Annotated in this window: 15 protein-coding genes; 10 read left to right on the top strand and 5 right to left on the bottom strand. The window is 63.0% G+C overall.

Features of this window, described 5'->3' with window-relative positions:
- Positions 1-69: 69 nt before the first annotated feature.
- Both dnaE and AC1D08_RS24325 read left to right on the top strand, forming a co-directional pair.
- Positions 70-3564 (top strand): DNA polymerase III subunit alpha, encoded by a 3495-nt coding sequence (gene dnaE / locus AC1D08_RS24330; protein ID WP_477424284.1) that lies wholly within the window; start codon positions 70-72, stop codon positions 3562-3564.
- 67 nt (positions 3565-3631) lie between these two features.
- Complete coding sequence (locus AC1D08_RS24325) at positions 3632-4420, top strand: potassium channel family protein (RefSeq protein ID WP_457153416.1); 789 nt, start codon at positions 3632-3634, stop codon at positions 4418-4420.
- A gap of 43 nt (positions 4421-4463) precedes the next feature.
- Here AC1D08_RS24325 and AC1D08_RS24320 read toward each other — a convergent pair whose 3' ends face one another.
- Together AC1D08_RS24320 and AC1D08_RS24315 are read right to left on the bottom strand one after the other, a co-directional pair.
- Positions 4464-4922: a hypothetical protein gene (locus AC1D08_RS24320; protein ID WP_457153417.1), complete on the bottom strand. Its 459-nt coding sequence runs from the start codon at positions 4920-4922 to the stop codon at positions 4464-4466.
- A gap of 140 nt (positions 4923-5062) precedes the next feature.
- Positions 5063-5944, bottom strand: a complete 882-nt coding sequence (locus AC1D08_RS24315; protein ID WP_095088135.1) for a DMT family transporter — start codon at positions 5942-5944, stop codon at positions 5063-5065.
- 192 nt (positions 5945-6136) lie between these two features.
- On the opposite strand from AC1D08_RS24315, the gene AC1D08_RS24310 reads away from it, so the two are divergent.
- Complete coding sequence (locus AC1D08_RS24310; protein ID WP_477424243.1) at positions 6137-6643, top strand: hypothetical protein; 507 nt, start codon at positions 6137-6139, stop codon at positions 6641-6643.
- A 154-nt stretch (positions 6644-6797) separates the two neighbouring features.
- Here the strand turns inward: AC1D08_RS24310 and AC1D08_RS24305 are convergent, their stop codons facing one another.
- Complete coding sequence (locus AC1D08_RS24305) at positions 6798-8126, bottom strand: DNA polymerase IV (protein ID WP_457153419.1); 1329 nt, start codon at positions 8124-8126, stop codon at positions 6798-6800.
- 65 nt (positions 8127-8191) lie between these two features.
- Between AC1D08_RS24305 and AC1D08_RS24300 the strand changes: the two genes are divergently transcribed.
- A complete protein-coding gene (locus AC1D08_RS24300; protein ID WP_095087921.1) occupies positions 8192-8767 on the top strand; it encodes a GNAT family N-acetyltransferase in 576 nt (191 codons plus the stop codon).
- 202 nt (positions 8768-8969) lie between these two features.
- A complete protein-coding gene (locus AC1D08_RS24295; RefSeq protein ID WP_477424241.1) occupies positions 8970-10496 on the top strand; it encodes a hypothetical protein in 1527 nt (508 codons plus the stop codon).
- A 73-nt stretch (positions 10497-10569) separates the two neighbouring features.
- On the opposite strand, the gene AC1D08_RS24290 is transcribed toward AC1D08_RS24295, so the two are convergent.
- Both AC1D08_RS24290 and AC1D08_RS24285 read right to left on the bottom strand, forming a co-directional pair.
- Positions 10570-11223, bottom strand: coding sequence for a hypothetical protein (locus tag AC1D08_RS24290; protein ID WP_457155002.1), 654 nt, complete (start codon positions 11221-11223; stop codon positions 10570-10572).
- Positions 11220-11519, bottom strand: a complete 300-nt coding sequence (locus AC1D08_RS24285) for a DUF3572 domain-containing protein (protein ID WP_095087927.1) — start codon at positions 11517-11519, stop codon at positions 11220-11222. The genes AC1D08_RS24290 and AC1D08_RS24285 overlap by 4 nt, the downstream gene beginning before the upstream one ends.
- Before the next feature lie 225 nt (positions 11520-11744).
- Between AC1D08_RS24285 and AC1D08_RS24280 the strand changes: the two genes are divergently transcribed.
- The 5 genes from AC1D08_RS24280 (at position 11745) to AC1D08_RS24260 (ending at position 17611) form a co-directional block, all read left to right on the top strand.
- Entirely contained in the window at positions 11745-12116 is a 372-nt protein-coding gene (locus AC1D08_RS24280; RefSeq protein ID WP_095088146.1) for a response regulator, read from the top strand.
- Between the two features lie 33 nt (positions 12117-12149).
- Positions 12150-13523 carry a PleD family two-component system response regulator gene (locus tag AC1D08_RS24275; protein ID WP_457153577.1) on the top strand — a complete coding sequence of 458 codons (1374 nt, stop codon included), beginning with the start codon at positions 12150-12152 and terminating at the stop codon, positions 13521-13523.
- A gap of 553 nt (positions 13524-14076) precedes the next feature.
- Complete coding sequence (locus AC1D08_RS24270) at positions 14077-15555, top strand: FAD-dependent monooxygenase (protein WP_477424239.1); 1479 nt, start codon at positions 14077-14079, stop codon at positions 15553-15555.
- Between the two features lie 137 nt (positions 15556-15692).
- Positions 15693-16427, top strand: coding sequence for a FadR/GntR family transcriptional regulator (locus AC1D08_RS24265; RefSeq protein WP_457153576.1), 735 nt, complete (start codon positions 15693-15695; stop codon positions 16425-16427).
- On the top strand, positions 16424-17611 hold the full coding sequence (locus AC1D08_RS24260) for a PLP-dependent transferase (RefSeq protein WP_457153575.1): 1188 nt from the start codon (positions 16424-16426) through the stop codon (positions 17609-17611). Before AC1D08_RS24265 ends, AC1D08_RS24260 begins: the two co-directional genes overlap by 4 nt.
- Positions 17612-17634 lie beyond the last annotated feature (23 nt).

The raw sequence follows: 17634 nt of genomic DNA, 5'->3' as shown, positions 1-17634 counted from the left end.
CCATCGACTCAAGTCCTTCGGGCAGCGCGATAAACCATGGCAGATGACAGACTTCCCCGTGATCCCCTGATGCGCGAAGCCGCGATAGCGGCTGCGCGGCCGGAGGCGCCTGCGCGGCCGTTCGTCCATCTGCGCGTGCATTCGGCCTATTCGCTGCTGGAAGGCGCCTTGCAGATCGGCAAGGTGGTGGCCCATGCGGTCAAGGACGAGGCCCCGGCGATTGCCGTCACCGACACCAACAATCTGTTCGGCGCGCTCGAATTCGCGCAGAAGGCGGTGAAGGACGGGATCCAGCCGATCATCGGCTGCCAGATCGCGGTCGCCTTTTCCGGCGAGAACAGCGATGGCCAGCGCGACCGCAGAAGGCAAGGTCCGGATATGCGGCCGGTCGTCCTGATCGCGGCGACTGAGGCCGGCTACGCCAATCTGGTGAGGTTGGTCAGCCGCGTCTATTTGGAAACGCCGCCGGGTGAGGCGGTGCACCTGACCACGGAAATGATGGAGGGCTATTGCGACGGGCTGATCTGCCTCAGCGGCGGGCCGCGCGGCCCGGTCGGTTTTGCGCTCAAGGAAGATCGCCGCGATCTTGCCGAGGCACGGCTCCTGACCCTGAAGACGATGTTCGGCGACCGGCTCTATGTCGAACTGGACCGGGTTTCCGGTTATGATCGCGTGATCGAGAAATCCTCGATCGATCTCGCCTATGCCCATGAATTGCCACTGGTGGCCACCAACGAGGCGTTCTTCTCGGCGCGCGACGACTATGACGCGCATGACGCGCTGATCGCCATCGCCGAGGGCTCGGTCGTCGCCGCCGACAATCGCCGGCGGCTGTCGCCAGACAATTTCCTGCGCAGCCAGGCCGACATGGCCAGGCTGTTCGCCGACCTGCCGGAGGCGATCGACAACACGGTCGAGATCGCGTTGCGCTGTTCCTACTATCCGAAGAACCGCAACCCGATCCTGCCGCGCTTCACGGGCGGCGATGTCGCCGACAATGACGCAGCCGTGCAGGCGGAAGCCGACGAACTGGCCCGCCAGGCGCATGACGGGCTCGACGCGAGGCTGGCCGCACACGGGCCGACACCAGGCTACACGGTCGAACAATATCGCGAGCGGTTGAATTTCGAGCTTGGCATCATTACCAAGATGAAGTTCCCGGGTTACTTCCTGATCGTTGCCGACTTCATCAAGTGGGCCAAGGCGCAAGGCATCCCGGTCGGGCCGGGCCGCGGATCGGGAGCCGGGTCGCTGGTCGCCTATTCGACGACCATCACCGACATCGATCCCCTGCGCTTCTCCCTGCTGTTCGAGCGCTTCCTCAACCCCGACCGCGTATCGATGCCCGACTTCGACATCGACTTCTGCCAGGATCGCCGCGAGGAGGTGATCCGCTATGTCCAGCAGAAATACGGTCGCGACCAGGTCGGCCAGATCATCACCTTCGGTACGCTGCAGGCGCGCGCCGTGCTGCGCGACGTCGGGCGCGTGCTGCAGATGCCCTACGGCCAGGTCGACAAGCTTTCCAAGATGGTGCCGCAGAACCCGGCCAATCCGGTCAAGCTCGCCGACGCCATCGCCAACGAGCCGCGCTTTGCCGAAGAGGCCGAGCGGGAGCCGATCGTCCAGACGCTGCTCGACATGGCGCAGAAGCTGGAGGGCCTCTACCGCCACGCCTCGACGCACGCCGCCGGCATCGTCATCGGCGACCGGCCGCTGTCGGAACTGGTGCCGATGTACCGCGATCCGCGCTCGGACATGCCTGTCACCCAGTTCAACATGAAATATGTCGAGCAGGCCGGGCTGGTGAAGTTCGACTTCCTCGGCCTCAAGACGCTGACGGTGCTCGAAACGGCGGTCAAGCTGATCCGCCGGCGCGGCATCGAGATCGACCTGGCGACGATCCCGCTCGACGATCCCGAGACCTATGCCATGCTGTCGCGCGGCGAGGTGGTCGGCGTGTTCCAGGTGGAAAGTGCCGGCATGCGCAAGGCGCTGATCGGCATGCGGCCCGACTGCATCGAGGACATCATAGCCCTGGTCGCGCTGTACCGGCCGGGACCGATGGAGAACATCCCGACCTACAACGCCAGAAAGCATGGCGAAGAGGAGATGGCGTCGATTCATCCCAAGATCGACCACCTGGTGAAGGAGACCCAAGGCGTCATCGTCTACCAGGAACAGGTGATGCAGATCGCGCAGGAGCTTGCCGGCTATTCGCTCGGCGAAGCCGATCTGCTGCGCCGCGCCATGGGCAAGAAGATCCGCGCCGAGATGGACAAGCAGCGCGAGCGCTTCGTCTCGGGCGCGGTCGAACGCGGCGTCGGCAAGCCGCAAGCCGACTTCATTTTCGACCTGCTGGCCAAGTTCGCCGACTATGGTTTCAACAAATCGCACGCCGCCGCCTACGCGGTGGTTTCGTACCAGACCGCCTATCTCAAGGCGCACTATCCGGTCGAGTTCCTCGCGGCATCGATGACGCTCGATATGGGCAACACCGACAAGCTGGCCGATTTCCGCCAGGACGCGCTGCGCCTTGGCATCGAGGTATTGGCTCCGTCGGTGATATCAAGCTTCCGCGCTTTCGAGGTCGGCGAGAACCGTATCTATTATTCGCTGGCCGCGCTGAAAGGTGTCGGCGACGCGGCGGTCGAGCATATCGTTGCCCAGCGCGGCGAAAAGCCATTCAAGAACCTCGCCGATTTCTGCGAAAGGGTCGATCCCAAGATTGTCGGCAAGCGCGTCTTCGAAAGCCTGATCATGGCCGGCGCGCTGGATTGCTTCGGCCACGACCGCGCTGCGATGATGGCGGGCGTCGAGCGCATGATGGGGCTGGCATCCCTAGCGCAGCAGAACGCGGTCTCCGGCCAGCACGATATCTTCGGCGCCTCGCTCGGCGCCCAGTCGCAGGCGCTCAATCTGCCGGCGACCGATCCATGGCTTGCGGCCGATCGGTTGCACCGCGAATTCCAGGTGGTCGGCTTCTATCTCTCCGCCCATCCGCTCGATGAGTACAAGGCGGCCTTGCAGAAGATGCGGGTGCAAAACTGGGCCGAGTTTTCGGCGGCCGTCAAGCGCGGGGCGGCCGCCGGACGGCTGGCCGGCACGGTCACCTCCAAGCAGGAGCGCAAGACGCGCACCGGCAACAAGATGGGCGTCGTCGCCTTTTCCGATACGTCCGGCCAGTATGAGGCCGTGCTGTTTTCCGAAGGACTGGCGCAGTATCGCGACCTGCTCGAGCCCGGCCGCTCCGTCGTCATCACCGTTGCGGCCGAGGACAGGCCGGAAGGCGTCAATTTGCGCATCAACTCGGTGCAATCGCTGGAGGACGAGGCAAGCCGCATCCAGAAGGCGTTGCGCATTTTCGTACGCAATGCGGCGCCGATCGGCACGCTGGCCGGCCAGCTTTCAGTGAGGGGCGAAGGCCAGGTCAGCTTCGTGTTGATCAAGGAAGATGGCGAGGGGGAAATCGAGATCGAGCTGCCCAATCGCTACCGGATCTCGCCGCAGATCGCCTCGGCGATGCGCGCCGTGCCCGGCGTGGTCGAAGTGGAATTGGTATGACGCCCGCTCTTGCGGGCCTCCGGCAGCCTGCCGGGCGGCAGTTGTCGCGAACGCCGGCGCGATCGTCATGAAAGCGGCGGAAGACAGCTCAACAATCGCGCAGCTGCGCGACAGGCTGCGCAGGCTCTATCACGGACGCACCCCGGCGGCTTTCCGCTTCCAGGTGGTGGCTGTCGTCATCGACCTCGCTATCATTGCCTTCTTCATCGCGACGCCGGTTCTTCAGGACAAGCCGTCATTCCTCTGGCTCGACTATGCGGTGGCCGCGCTGGTTGCTGCCGACATGGCCGCCCGCCTGCTGGCGTCCAACGACATGTTTCGGCTGATGAAGCAGCCGACATCGTGGGTCGATGGCTTCATCCTCTTGACGCTGCTGATGCCGACGGCGCTCGCCAATCTCGGCTTCCTGCGCATTCTGCGGTTGTGGTCTCTGTCGCGCAGCGGGTCGCTGTGGCGGCATTTCGAGATGCGCGGACTGCGGCCCTGGCGCGAGGCGAGCCAGGCGGTCATCAACCTCTTGACCTTCCTGTTCGTCATCACCGGCTTCGTCTACACGTTCTTCTTCCGCACCGGGACGGGGCTCGAAAACTATATCGATGCCCTTTATTTCACTGTCGCTACAGTGACCACGACAGGCTTCGGCGACATCGTCCTGCCGGGCATGGCCGGCAAGCTGACCGCGATCGCCACCATGATCATCGGCATTTCGCTGTTCGTGAGGTTGGCGCAGGCGCTGTTCCGTCCCCACAAGGTATTCTTTCCCTGTCCGCAGTGCGGGCTGCAGCGGCACGAGCCCGACGCCGTCCACTGCAAGTCCTGCGGTCATCTCCTCAACATACCCGACGACGGCAATTGACGGGCTGGAGGACCCATCCCGCCGGAGTAAGGATGCTATCCGCTCAGAACTGCGGGCCACCTATCTGGCTGTAGTTGACGCCGCCGAAGCTGATGCCGGTCAGGCCGGGCGCCGCCATCTTGCGCTTGTGACCATCGCGGCAGTCGAACACGGGCCACTCCGTCTGTTTGCAAGGTATCTCGCGGCACATTCGGCTCAGGCAATCGCCCTCGGTGAGCAAGAACAGGCTGTTGCCCAGGCGCCGAACCGTGCTTCCGTCGTCGGAACGCCAAGTCCAGGGAATGCGCAGCGAGGAAACGAAATCGCCGACAAGGCCACCGGTCCCGGAATGCGCGCGCAGGCTTGTTCGATAATGCGCCATGGACGCGGAATAGTCGGCCACGATCGTCGGGCCATAGGAGGAAGCCATAGGGCCACCCGACTCGAGAAGGTGCGTTCCCGCTTCGGCTTCCGCCTTGCCGGTGGCTACCAGCGTCGACATCAGTAAAACAGCGACGATCACAAGAGGCATCGTTGCACCATCTCACGCTTGCTCTCTGTTTCCAGGAGCGTCTCATCCCGCCGCCCCAGCTACAAGGCGGCAACGTCGGATCAGGGCACGAAATTCTCGTAGACTCAATCTCCCCCGGACTGGATCAGGGTCTAGGACGCGGCGATCTTCACCGGTTGTGGCGCTTTTCGCTGCAGATTGAGCAGATTGCCCATCAGAATCAGCAGTGCGCCACCGGCGGTGAAGGCGTCGATCTGCTCCTGATAGAGCAGCCAGCCGATCAGCGCCGATAGCGGCACGCGCAGGAAATCCATCGGCGAAATGACGGTGGCGTCGGCATAGGCAAGCGCACGGGCCATGCAGAAATGCGACGACATGCCGGTGAAGGCGATCAGCAGGATCCAGGGCCACAGCTCGAGCGGCGGGTTGCGCCACTCGTAGAGCGCCGGCACGAGGCCGAGTGCCGACTGAATGATCAGCATCCAGAAGATGATGCGCACGACGCTGTCCGTGCGCGTCAGCGACTTGACCAGCACCAGCGATATGCCGAAACAGACGGCGGCACCGAGCACGACAAGATGACCGGGATCGACGGCGCCGACGCCGGGGCGCACGATGATCACCACGCCGATCAGCCCCAGCACGATCGCTGCAAGCCTGGGCCGGGAGAGCCTTTCGCCAAGAAAAGTCACCGCTAGGATTGCCGTCCAGATCGGTGTGGTGAATTCGATCGAGATCAACACCGCCAGCGGGATCAGCGTCAGCGCGTAGAGCCAGGCCGCCTGGCCGGTATAATGGATGACGTTGCGGGCGATATGGGCGACGGGGCGCTGCGTGCGCATGGCTGCAAAGCCGCCGCTCATCATCACCAGTGGCAGAAGGATGAAAAAGCCGATCACCGAGCGCAGTTCCAACACCTGGAAGACGTTGAGCTCGGCTGTCGTGGCGCGGCCGGCGACCGACATCGCCAGGAACGAGGCGATCGACAGCGCCATCCAGAATGCGGCCTTGGGGATGGAGGGGGTAGGGACCATGCCCGCTATCTCGCAGGCCGGGGCCTTTGCCGCAATCGCTAGAAGCTGCATTCTTCTGGGCCAGTCGCAATGGCTGGACATTCCAAAACAGCCATCCTGCGGGCGGAACCTGTTACGGCAAGGGGCGTTGAATCCATATTGCCGTGCCTTGCGAGCCGTCCTGCCTTTTCGAAATCGATAGGGAGAGCCTCGATGAGATCATTCGCGCAATTCGTGCTTGCTGGCTGTCTGTTGGCTGCGTCTGGCGCGGCACATGCCGACGAAGGGAAATTTCTTCAGTCGTTCCAGGGCAATTTCGCCGGCAAGGGCATCGTCAAGGTCACCACCGAGGCACCGACGGTGAACGTGTCCTGCACGTTCAAGTCCAACGCCACGTCGACCTCGCTGTCGCTGGACGGCAATTGCCGCGGGCTGGTTATGGTGACGCGCGCCATCAGCGCGGAACTGACATCCAGCGGTGCGAAGTACAGCGGCACCTATGTCGGCTCTCGCACAGGGCCGGCACAGCTCAACGGCAGCCGCTCGGGCAACGCGATCAATCTCGGCATCCGCTGGGCCAAGGCGGTCAACGGTGATCGAAAGGCCCAGATGAAGGTCGAGAAGCGAGGCGAGAACGGCATGCGGCTGACCGTCACCGACACCGACCCGAAAACCGGCAAGAGCGTGGTGACGAGCAGGATCGATCTGCAGCGCACCTGACGAGCGTGCCGATGTTCAGGCGAGGCCGGCCTGCCAACGGTGATTTCCTGCGCTTGCGGCGCTCAGGTGCTTTAAGTACGCACCGCTCCGGTTTTCGGAAGCCAACATTCTCGGCTCGGCCTGACGTGAATCTCAACAAACCCAACAAGCAGGGTCAGTCCTCGATCGGCTCGGGCGGGTGGGCGTCGCGGCCCTTGCCGAACGTATAGCCGGTTTCCACCGCCCTGCGGCCGAACTTGTCGCGCAGGGCATCGATCGCGCTTTCAGCCAAGGCGCGTTTGCGCGATTGGACGTCTACCAGGTCGGGCGGGTCGGCCTTGTCGTCGTCCGAGAGGTCGCTGACGCCGATACCGAGCAGCCGATATTTCGTGCCGTCGGTTTCCTTGCGCAGAAGTTCCACCCCGGTCTGAAAGATGCGATCGGCGAGCCGGGTCGGATCGCCGAGCTGGCGGTTGCGCGTGCGCAGCTTGAAATCCTGGGTCTTGAGCTTCAGCACCACGGTGCGCCCGGCGATGCCGGATTTCTTCAGCCGTGCCGAGACCTTCTCCGAAAGCCCCCTCAGCACCGCGACAAGCTCTTCGAGCGAAGCGATGTCGGTGTCGAAGGTGGTTTCGGCCGATACGCTCTTGGCGTCCTGGTCGGGATCGACGCGGCGGACGTCCTCGCCGCGCGAAAGCCGGTAGAGCCGGTCGCCCATCGTGCCGTAGCGGCGCATCAGGTCGCCACGATCCATCTGCTGCAGCTGGCCGATGGTGCGGATGCCATCGCGTTCCAGCGTGGCGTTGAACGCCTTACCGACACCCCAGATCATCGTTACCGGCTGGGCTGCCAGGAAGCCGACCGCCTCGGCCTCGCCGATGACCGAGAAGCCGCGCGGCTTGCGGAAATCGGACGCTATCTTGGCGAGGAACTTGCAGTAGGACAGGCCGGCTGAAACGGTGATGCCGATCTCCTTTTCGACCGCAAGCGCAAACCGCGCCAGCACCACAGCCGGCGGCAGGCCGTGCAGCCGTTCGGTGCCGGCGAGGTCGAGAAATGCCTCGTCGATCGAGAGCGGTTCGACCAGCGGCGTCAGCGCCTGCATCATGGCGCGCACCTCGCGGCCGACGCGCACGTATTTTTCCATGTTGGGGCTGATGACGACCGCCTCGGGACAGGCTTCGAGCGCCTTGAACATCGGCATTGCCGAGCGCACGCCCTGGATACGGGCGATGTAGCAGGCGGTGGAGACGACGCCGCGCTTGCCGCCGCCGATGATCAGCGGCTTGTCCTTGAGTGCTGGATTGTCGCGCTTTTCGATCGCCGCGTAGAAGGCGTCGCAATCGATATGGGCCAGATGCAGCCGGTAAAGCTCCGGATGGCGCGCCAGCCGGGGGCTGCCGCAGCGCTCGCAGCGGCGCGTCTGGCTGCGCTGAAACGTCAGGCAGTCGCGGCAAAAACCGTGATCGGGATTGTTGACAGGGGCCGCCATCGCTGCGAACATAAAGAGAACAGAAGCAATGGTACGACAGTGCAAGGTCTGCGACAAGGCTGGCCTGGGGAGAACGCATGAGCACGACCATAGCGCCGCTGGTGCCCGAACTCTGGGCGGATTTCGAGGACCTCTTCGGCAAGCAGGGCGCCTGTTATGGCTGCTGGTGCACGCATTTCCGGCTGGCGCCGGCGGTGCGGCGCGAGAGCAGCCGCGAACGCAACAAGGACCACATCAAGGCGCGCATCGAAGCCGGTCCGCCGCCTGGCCTGCTGGCGTTCGAAGACGGCAAGGCGGTCGGCTGGATGCAGATCGGGCCACGCGCCGACGTGCCCGAATGGAACAATCAGGGCAGGGGGTCGGCACCAGTCGATGCCGCCGACGCCATGGATCCGGCCGTATGGGCGATCTCGTGCTTCTTCATCCGCACCAAGGCGCGCGGCAGGGGCATCACGCATCGCCTGGTCGAAGGCGGTATCGATTTCGCCCGCAGCAACGGCGCCCGGCTGGTCGAGGCCTGCCCGATAGACCTGTCCCGGGATTCGCGTTCGATCGGCCTGTTCGTCGGCTCGTCGCGGGTGTTCGAGAAGGCTGGTTTCGAGCGGCTCGTCGAGCGCAAGGCCGGCCGGCCGCTGATGCGGCTTGTGCTATAATCAGCTTTTGCGCCTTGGCGGCGTTGTATCTCACCTTGCGGTTGTGGCGGTAATTTCATACCAGACGAACGAGGCGGTCTTTCCAAGACGCGTTGCACGGAAACGGATTCAGTCGACGCGCTTTGGGCTTTTGTTTTATGCATGTCGTTGTCCCAAACCGCTGCGCGCTTTTGGGCACTATTAGGTCAAACGGAGAATTCGCGTGAACCGTGCCCTGCCATTCGTTTTTCTTCTTGCGTTGAGCGCGCCTGCTTTCGGCCAGACCGTCGACAGTCAGGGTGCGAAGCAATTGTCCGAAGACCTGGCCCGCTATGTCGGCAAACAAGCGCTCGACAAAGGCATTCTGAAGGTGTCGCTGGAAGGCGATGCCTACAAGATCTTGTTTGATTTCAAGGCGCTTGCCGGATCACTGCCCGATCAAAAGCTGCTGAAAGTCGACGTTGCGCCCTATGCCTTGATGGTCAAGCCGCGCAGCGACGGATCCTGGGATGTCTCGATGGATTTTTCGCAGAGCGCCTCCTTCGAGTTCAACGGGCCCGAGGGTCTGCAAAGCACGCAGTTTTCGATCAAGGAGGGCAAGGGTTCCGGGGTCTACGACCCCAATCTGGCGGCCTTCACCAGCGGCAGCAGCTCGATGGCCGGCATGACGATGGCATCGAAGGATGCCAAACAGCATATGGAAGCAAGCACCGGAGCCGGCACAGCAACGATCGCCACGACCAAGTCCGCGACCGGCGGTGTCGATTTCACAACCTCGCAAAAGGTGTCTGATTTCGTCGAGACGATCAATTTCGACGACCCTGAAAGCGGGCTGAAATTCCCCGTCAACGTCAAATCGCCGGAGCTGTCGGTCGAGGCCAGCGGCAAGGGAGTGCGGACAAAGCCGCTGCTCGATCTCCTGGCGTTTGCCGTGGCCAATGAAGACGAGACGACGCTGAAGGCAAACCAGGCGCAACTCAAATCGCTTCTGCTCGCCGCCTTGCCGGTTTGGGAGCATGTCGAGGGAACCTACGGTTTCAGGGATTTCACGGTGGAAAGCCCGGTCGGCAATTTCGGCGCGACGCAACTCAGCACTGCGTTCGCGTCCGACGGCGTCGCCCAGAACGGCAAGATCAGCTATGCCATCAAGGCGTCGGGGCTGACCGTGCCGCAACAGCTTCTGCCGAGTTGGAGCGTGGCGCTGTTGCCCACCGATGTCGACCTGAACTTCGGCGGCGCCAATATCGATCTCGACAGTATGGCGAAGAAGACGATCGAAGCCTTTGATCTCAATAAGAATCCGCCGCTGTCGGCTGATTTCGGCGACCAAATCAAAGCCGACTTCATGGCCAAGACGCCGAAGGTCGTGATCGGCCACAGCACCGTGAAGAACAAGGATACGGAGATCGCCCTGGAAGGTGAAATGACCTTCCCCGACGAGAAGCCGGAGGCAAGCGTGACGATCGACGTCACCGGCTTCGACAAGCTCGTCGAGGGCCTGCAGACGGCGGCAAAGTCGGAGCCGGAGGTGGCGCAGTACGTACCTGCCGCTCTCATGGTGAAGGGTTTTGGCAAGACCCTGCCCGATGGACGCATCGAATGGGTCGTCAACGCCAAGGCCGACGGTTCAGTCATGGTCAACGGCGTCATGGTCAAGCCCGCCGATCCGGCCGTGGACGACAGTGTGGATGACAGCGGCGACGACAGTGGGGACGACAGCGGCGGGGCGGGAGCGAAGCTGAATCCCTGAGGCTGGCCTCTATCTCTCTGTTTTGGCGCAATTCCGGGCGGAAAACCGTTTCAAACTTTTTCCTGGAATTGCGTTAGAGCCCCAGCGCGTTCGCAATCTTCGGCGCGGCTTCGTGCCAGTCCTGGACGACGATGATGTCGTCCGGCACCGGCGGCAGGAATGCGCGCAGCGAATTGTCGACCATCAGATGGAACAGACCGGCGTCGGCGACCGAGGCCCGCACCGACGCCAGATTGTGCGGCTGATCGTCGACGAAAACCACTGGCCGGCCGCTGTTACCGCGAAGCCTGGCCACTGCTGGTCCCTTGGCCATTTCAGTGGTCAGGAGCGGGTAGCTCAGCCCGAGTGCATCGAGATGGGCGCGACGCACGGCACGGTGCTTGTGCGGCATGGCCGTCAGCAGAATGATCTCGGCGCGATCGGCCAATCCCGTCAGGGCATCCGCGGCACCGTCGGCGATGCTCTGCCAGTCGGCTTGGGCGTCAAAGAAATCGCCCAGAAGTGCTGTGACTTCGGGCTGTTCGATCAGGCGGCCGCTCGCCGTCTCGGCGATGTTGCCGGTCAGCCGGAACGAGGCCAGCGTCAGGCCGAAACCACGCGCCTTGAGGAAATGCGGGAAAGGGCGGATGAATTCGAGCACCACGTCGTCGACATCGAGCACCAGCAGCGGGCGGCTGTCCGCCGCCAGTTCCTCGATCTGGCGCGCTGTCTCGGGATCATCGCTCATATGGAATGCTCATGGTTGTCGTCGCCCAGCGGCAGCGCCCGCAAGGCCTTGCCGACAGCTGCTGGCGGCGTGCCGGTTTCCTCGGCAAACCGCATCAGCGTCGGTTCGTGGGCGAGAATGAACTGCAGGACGCCAGCCAGGAATCCTGGTTCGCCGGCAGCCTTGCGGATCGAATGCGCCTCGATGCCGGTGATTGCCAGAAAGCGCGGCAACAGCTCCGGATCGGAGGCGACGAAGCCCAGAGCCTTCACTGCAATCGATTCCGCTTCCTCGCGCATTGACGCTGCGTTTGCCATCACTACCTTCGGTGTGTGGAATGAGTCTCTCCCGCAGTAATGGCAAGAGATGCTTGCGGCAAGCCATTAGAGCGGCGCCCGAGGTGGAATCCAGACAGCTTTTTGCGCCACGGATTTCCGTTTCGTCAATGATATTGCCGTAGAGTGACGCAGGGTTTGGTGCGTCTTTCAGATGGACGCATGACGGCTGCCTTCGAGCGGAAGGACGGCCGGGACGGGATATCGATGCCGAAGAAGGTCATGATCGTCGAGGACAATGAGCTCAATATGAAGCTCTTTCGGGACCTCATCGAAGCAAGCGGTTACGAGACCGTGCGCACCCGCAACGGCCTGGAAGCGCTCGATCTGGCGCGCAAGCACCGGCCGGATCTCATCCTGATGGACATCCAGTTGCCTGAAGTGTCGGGGCTGGAGGTGACCAAATGGCTGAAGGAGGATGACGAGTTGCACGTCATCCCGGTCATCGCGGTGACCGCCTTCGCGATGAAAGGCGACGAGGAACGCATCCGCCAGGGTGGCTGCGAAGCCTATATCTCCAAGCCGATCTCGGTGCCGCGTTTCATCGAAACCATCAAATCCTATCTGGGCGATGCGTGATGCGCCCTTCCAGCCAAGCCGGAGCCTTGTGACATGACTGCACGGATCCTCGTCGTCGACGACATCCCTGCCAATGTGCGGCTGCTGGAGGTCCGGCTGCTGGCCGAATATTTCGAGGTGTTGACCGCCACCAACGGGCCGGACGCCATCGAGACCTGCGAGAATGGCAAGGTCGATGTCGTGCTGCTCGACGTGATGATGCCCGACATGGACGGGTTCGAAGTCTGCCGACGGCTGAAGAGCGACCCGGCGACGTCGCACATTCCGGTGGTGATGATCACCGCGCTCGACCAGGTTTCCGACCGCGTGCGCGGGCTCGAAGCTGGCGCCGATGATTTCCTGACCAAACCGGTCAACGACCTGCAACTGATGACGCGCGTCAAGAGCCTGGTCCGGCTGAAGTCGCTGACCGACGAGTTGCGGCTGCGCGCCTCGACGACGCGCAACATTGGTATCGAAGAATTGCTGAGCCGCAATTTCGCCTCCGAGGACACGACGCCGAAAGTGCTTTTGATCGACGAGCGCAAATCCTCGGTCGAGCGCATCCAGAAGATGCTGCGCGACCGTGCCGACGTCGACGTCACCAGCGATCCGCATGCCGGCTTCTTCCAGGCCGCCGAGACGCCCTACGAATGCGTGATGATCTCTACGGCCTTTGCGGATTTCGATCCGCTCCGGCTCTGTTCGCAGTTGCGCTCGCTCGACCGCACCCGTTTCGTTCCGATCATCCTGCTGGCGGAGGCGGGCGAGGACGAGCGCATCATTCGTGGCCTGGAGCTCGGCATCAACGACTATCTGATACGGCCGATCGACCAGCAAGAACTGACAGCGCGGCTGCGCACCCAGGTGCGCCGCAAGCGCTACAACGACCAGCTGCGCGCCAGCGTCACCCAAACCATCGAAATGGCGGTGACCGACGGGCTGACCGGACTGCACAACCGCCGCTACCTCGACAGCCATCTGCAGACGCTGTTCGATCGCGCCGTGGCGCGGCGGCGGCCGCTGTCGGTGATGATCACCGACCTCGATCGTTTCAAGTCGATCAACGACGCGCACGGCCATGACGGCGGCGACGATGTGTTGCGGGAATTCGCGCGACGGCTGCGCAAGAATGTCCGGGGCATCGACCTTGCCTGCCGCTTTGGTGGCGAGGAGTTCGTCGTGGTCATGCCGGACACTGACGGCACGGTGGCCGAAAGGGTGGCCGAACGCATTCGCGCCGAAATTGCCCAGGCGCCTTTTGCCATCGGCCCGGACGGCAAGACGACCGAAGTCACCGTCAGTGTCGGCGTGTCGTCGGTGCTGAAGGGGGTGGACACGGTGGCGGCGCTGATGAAACGTGCCGACCTCGCTCTCTACGAAGCCAAGAGCGGCGGCCGCAACCGCGTCGTCGCCAAGGCGGCGTAACCCGCAAAGGCCCGATTTTCCAGTCAAGCCGATAGGGTTACCCGTTTACCTTAATCCAAGCGATTCGCGAGCCTTGGTTAAGAAATGGTTGATTTTCATAAACTCTTGCGCAAGTGTGCAGGCCAAGACGAAGCCGGCACGAGGGTAGTCAGCCGGCTCGATCCCTAGAAATACCCCATGATGCTCAGGTCCGCCGCATCTCCTGGGTCCGTGGGGTCGGCCGGCCGGCGCTGGCGCATAGTGGCCTCCTCGTACCGCTGCCAAACGCCGACCGGCCCCCTTCTCCAAACAGAACATCGGAGCTCCGTGCCAAGGCACGGATGACTCTGCTTTTTGCGTGTGAAAAATCCGGATCCTGTGATCAGCGGCGATAGCCATATGGCGCGCCCTGTCATTGCGCGAGAGGCTTTGTTGGTGGCTGGCCTCTGAGGGAGGGCTACCTCTCCAGTTCATACATATGGCGCACAAGGGGCTTGCGGCAAGACCCGGCTCCTCCCGTAAAACCGTCGGCCTAACCCAAGGGTACGGAACGGAGAGTGCGATAATGGCTGTAATGACCGATCATGCGGTGGTGATTGCCGGAGGTGGCCCGACAGGGTTGCTGCTGGCAGCTGAACTCGCGCTGGCGGGTGTCGACGTTGCCATTGTCGAACGGCGTCCCAACCAGGAGCTTGTTGGCTTGCGTGCGGGCGGCCTGCATGCACGCACGATCGAAGTTCTGGATCAGCGTGGGATCGCCGACCGGTTTTTGTCGCAAGGACAACGCTTTCAGGTCGTGGGCTTCCACATGATCCGGCTGGACATCAGCGACTTTCCAACGCGGCACAACTGCCTGCTCGGGCTGCGTCAAAACCACATTGAACGCATATTGGCCGGTCGGGTCGACGAGTTGAAAGTGCCGATCTATCGCGGACAGGAGGTCGCGGTGTTGGCGCAAGACGACAGCCGGGTCATCATCGAGTTGGCCGATGGCCAACGTATGAAGACACATTATCTGGTGGGCTGTGACGGAGGGCGAAGCCTCATCCGAAAAGCAGCCGGCATCGAATTCGCCGGATGGGATCCGACGATGAGCTGGATGATCGCCGAGGTCGAGATGTCTGAGGAGCCGCCATTCGGCTTCCGGAGGACGGACTCCGGTATCCACGCTTTGGGCAAGACCGGAGAGGGTGGGACAGTCGGCGTCGTGCTGACAGAACCGCGACTGGAGACCGGTGGAGAACCCACGCTTCGCGATCTCAGCGAGGCGCTGGTTGCCATCTATGGGACCGACTATGGAGTCCACAGTCCGACTTGGCTCTCACGATTTACCGACATGACGCGGCAAGCCGCGACCTATCGTGACAGACGCGTCCTGCTGGCGGGCGATGCCGCGCACATCCATCCCCCGATGGGCGGGCAGGGTCTCAACATCGGCGTACAGGATGCGGTCAACCTCGGCTGGAAGCTGGCGCAGGTGGTCAAGCGGATCTCACCTGAGAGCCTCCTCGATACCTACCAGGCTGAGCGCCACCCGGTCGCCGCCCGTGTCTTGCAGAACACGATGGCACAGGTTGCGCTTCGGCGTATGGACGACCGCGGCAAGGCGATGGGCGACATCGTTGCCGAACTGTTCGGGATGGACGAACCGCGCAGACGAATGGCCGGCGAGATGTCCGGTCTGGGCGTTCACTACAATCTCGGCGAGGGGCATCCTCTGCTCGGCCGGCGGATGCCCGACCTCGACCTGCTCACTGCCAACGGCCCGCTGAGAGTCTTTGCCCTGCTGCATGATGCCCGGCCGGTCATGCTGAACTTCGGTCAGCCAGGCGGCTTCGACATCACACCGTGGGGGGAACGGGTCCAGCAGATCGACGCCACATATTCCGGTCCGTGGGAGCTTCCGGTCCTTGGTCCCGTTGCCGCTCCGACCGCGGTGTTGATCCGGCCTGACGGCTATGTGGCCTGGGTAGGGGACGGAACCCGTCTTGGGCTTGCCGAGGCGCTGACCGCCTGGTTCGGACCGCCTGCCGTGGCGCCCCAGCCACAATAAAGTAGGCGCCACCTCCCGAAATACCTCCTGAATGCATCGCGTCGCCGCTTGTGGCGGCGCGGACTGCTGACAACCGATTGACAGGAGCTTCTATCCATGCAGAAATTGGTTGGACCATTGGACCACTTGGAGAGAGCGTGGACCAGAACAGCCTGCCACCCATTCAGACGACGGCGCGCGATGACGCCGTGCTGAAGGCGTTGGTTGGGTTTGTTCGCGCCGAAGCCTTGCAGCCCGGCGAGCGACTTCCGACAGAGCGTATTCTGGCCGAACGGCTGAAGGTCAGCCGCAACACGGTGCGTGAGGCGCTGACGCGCTGGGAAGGGCTCGGTCTGGTCGAGCGCCGGCAGGGCAGCGGAACCTACCTCAAGGCGGCCGTTTCACCCGGCATGCTGCATATGCCGCTGACGCTGGCGGGGGGAAACGATTTCACCAGCCTGATGCAGACGCTGGAAATCCGCCGCGCGCTGGAAGCGGAGGCCGCCGCACTCTGTGCCGAGCGTGCAAGCCAGACCGACATTGCCGAGATCGCGCGCAAGCTCGACATCATGGAGCAGGCGTTTCGCACGCGCGACGGCATGTCGTCGGAAGAGGACTGGGAGTTCCACCAGGCGATCTACCGGGTCTCCGGCAATCCGCTGTTCGAGCAGATCATCGCCGCCATGCACGAGTTGTTCCATCGCTTTTGGGAGCATCCGCTCGGCGTGCGCGACTTCGGCCATGCCAGCTTTCCCTATCACCGCACCATCTACGAATGCATCGCCGCGCGTGACCCGCAAGGCGCCCGCGCCGAGGCGCTCAAGCTGATCGCCACCGTCGAGGACGATCTGAAGCGCGGTGCGGCCAAACTCAAACTTTCGAGCCAGACATGAACGAGCAGCCATCCGGTTTCGACCACGATTATCTCGCCGAGGCGGCAACGCTGCTGGCGCATGACGAGCCATTCCCGGGCGGCGCGGTGGTGCCGCCGATCTACCAGACCTCGCTGTTCACCTTTGCCAACTATGCCGAGATGGCCGACACTTTCGCCGGCAAACGAAAGCAGCCTATCTATTCGCGCGGCGACAATCCGACGGTGATGGAGTTCGAGGCGCGGGTAGCGGCGCTCGAGGGCGCTGAGGCCGCGCGCGGCTTTTCCAGCGGCATGGCGGCGATTAGCGCCACCGTGCTTGCTTTCGTCGGTGCCGGCGAGCGCATCGTGGCGGTGCGCAATTGCTACGGCGATGCCTACCGGCTGTTCGAGCGGCTCTTGCCCCGGCTCAACATCAAAGTCGATTACGTCGATGGCTCCGACCCGGACGCGGTCGCGGCGGCACTTCCCGGCGCCAAGCTGCTCTACCTGGAAAGCCCGACCTCGATGATGTTCGAGCTCCAGGACATCGCGCATCTGACGCGGTTGGCGAAGGAGCAGGGCATCATCACCAGCATCGACAATTCCTGGGCAACGCCGGTGTTCCAGAAGCCGATCACCCACGGCGTCGACCTGGTGCTGCACTCGGCCTCGAAATATCTCGGTGGCCACAGCGACACCGTGGCCGGCGTCGTGGCCGGATCTGCCGCCCATATCAAGCATATCAACGAGCAGACCTATTCCTATCTCGGCGGCAAGCTGTCGCCGTTCGAGGCCTGGCTGCTCCTGCGCGGCTTGCGCACGCTGCCGCTGCGCCTGCCGCACCACATGAAAAGCGGCCTGACCCTCGCCGAGCGGCTGAAGGCGCATGCCAATGTTGAGCGCGTCAACCATCCTGCCTATTCGAACCATCCCGGCAAGGCGACGCTGGCCGGCTATGCCGGGCTGTTCTCCTTCGAGGTGACGGACGATATCGACATCCCCGTCTTCGTCGACGCGCTCAACTATTTCCGCCTCGGCGTCAGCTGGGGCGGGCATGAGAGCCTGGTCGTGCCTGCCAAGGCGTCGCTCGAGCAGACGCCGGGCCTAAATTCGATGGCGCGCTTCGGCGTCAGCCCCCGAACCATCCGCTTCAATGTCGGATTGGAAAGTGTCGAAGACCTGTGGGCGGACGTCGCCCAGGCCTTCGAAAAAGCCAGAAAATAACAAGCGGGTTCAAAATGGGAGTC

The sequence above is a fragment of the Mesorhizobium sp. P2_E6 genome (assembly GCF_056403835.1).
This window is presented reverse-complemented; position numbering and strand designations above follow the sequence as displayed.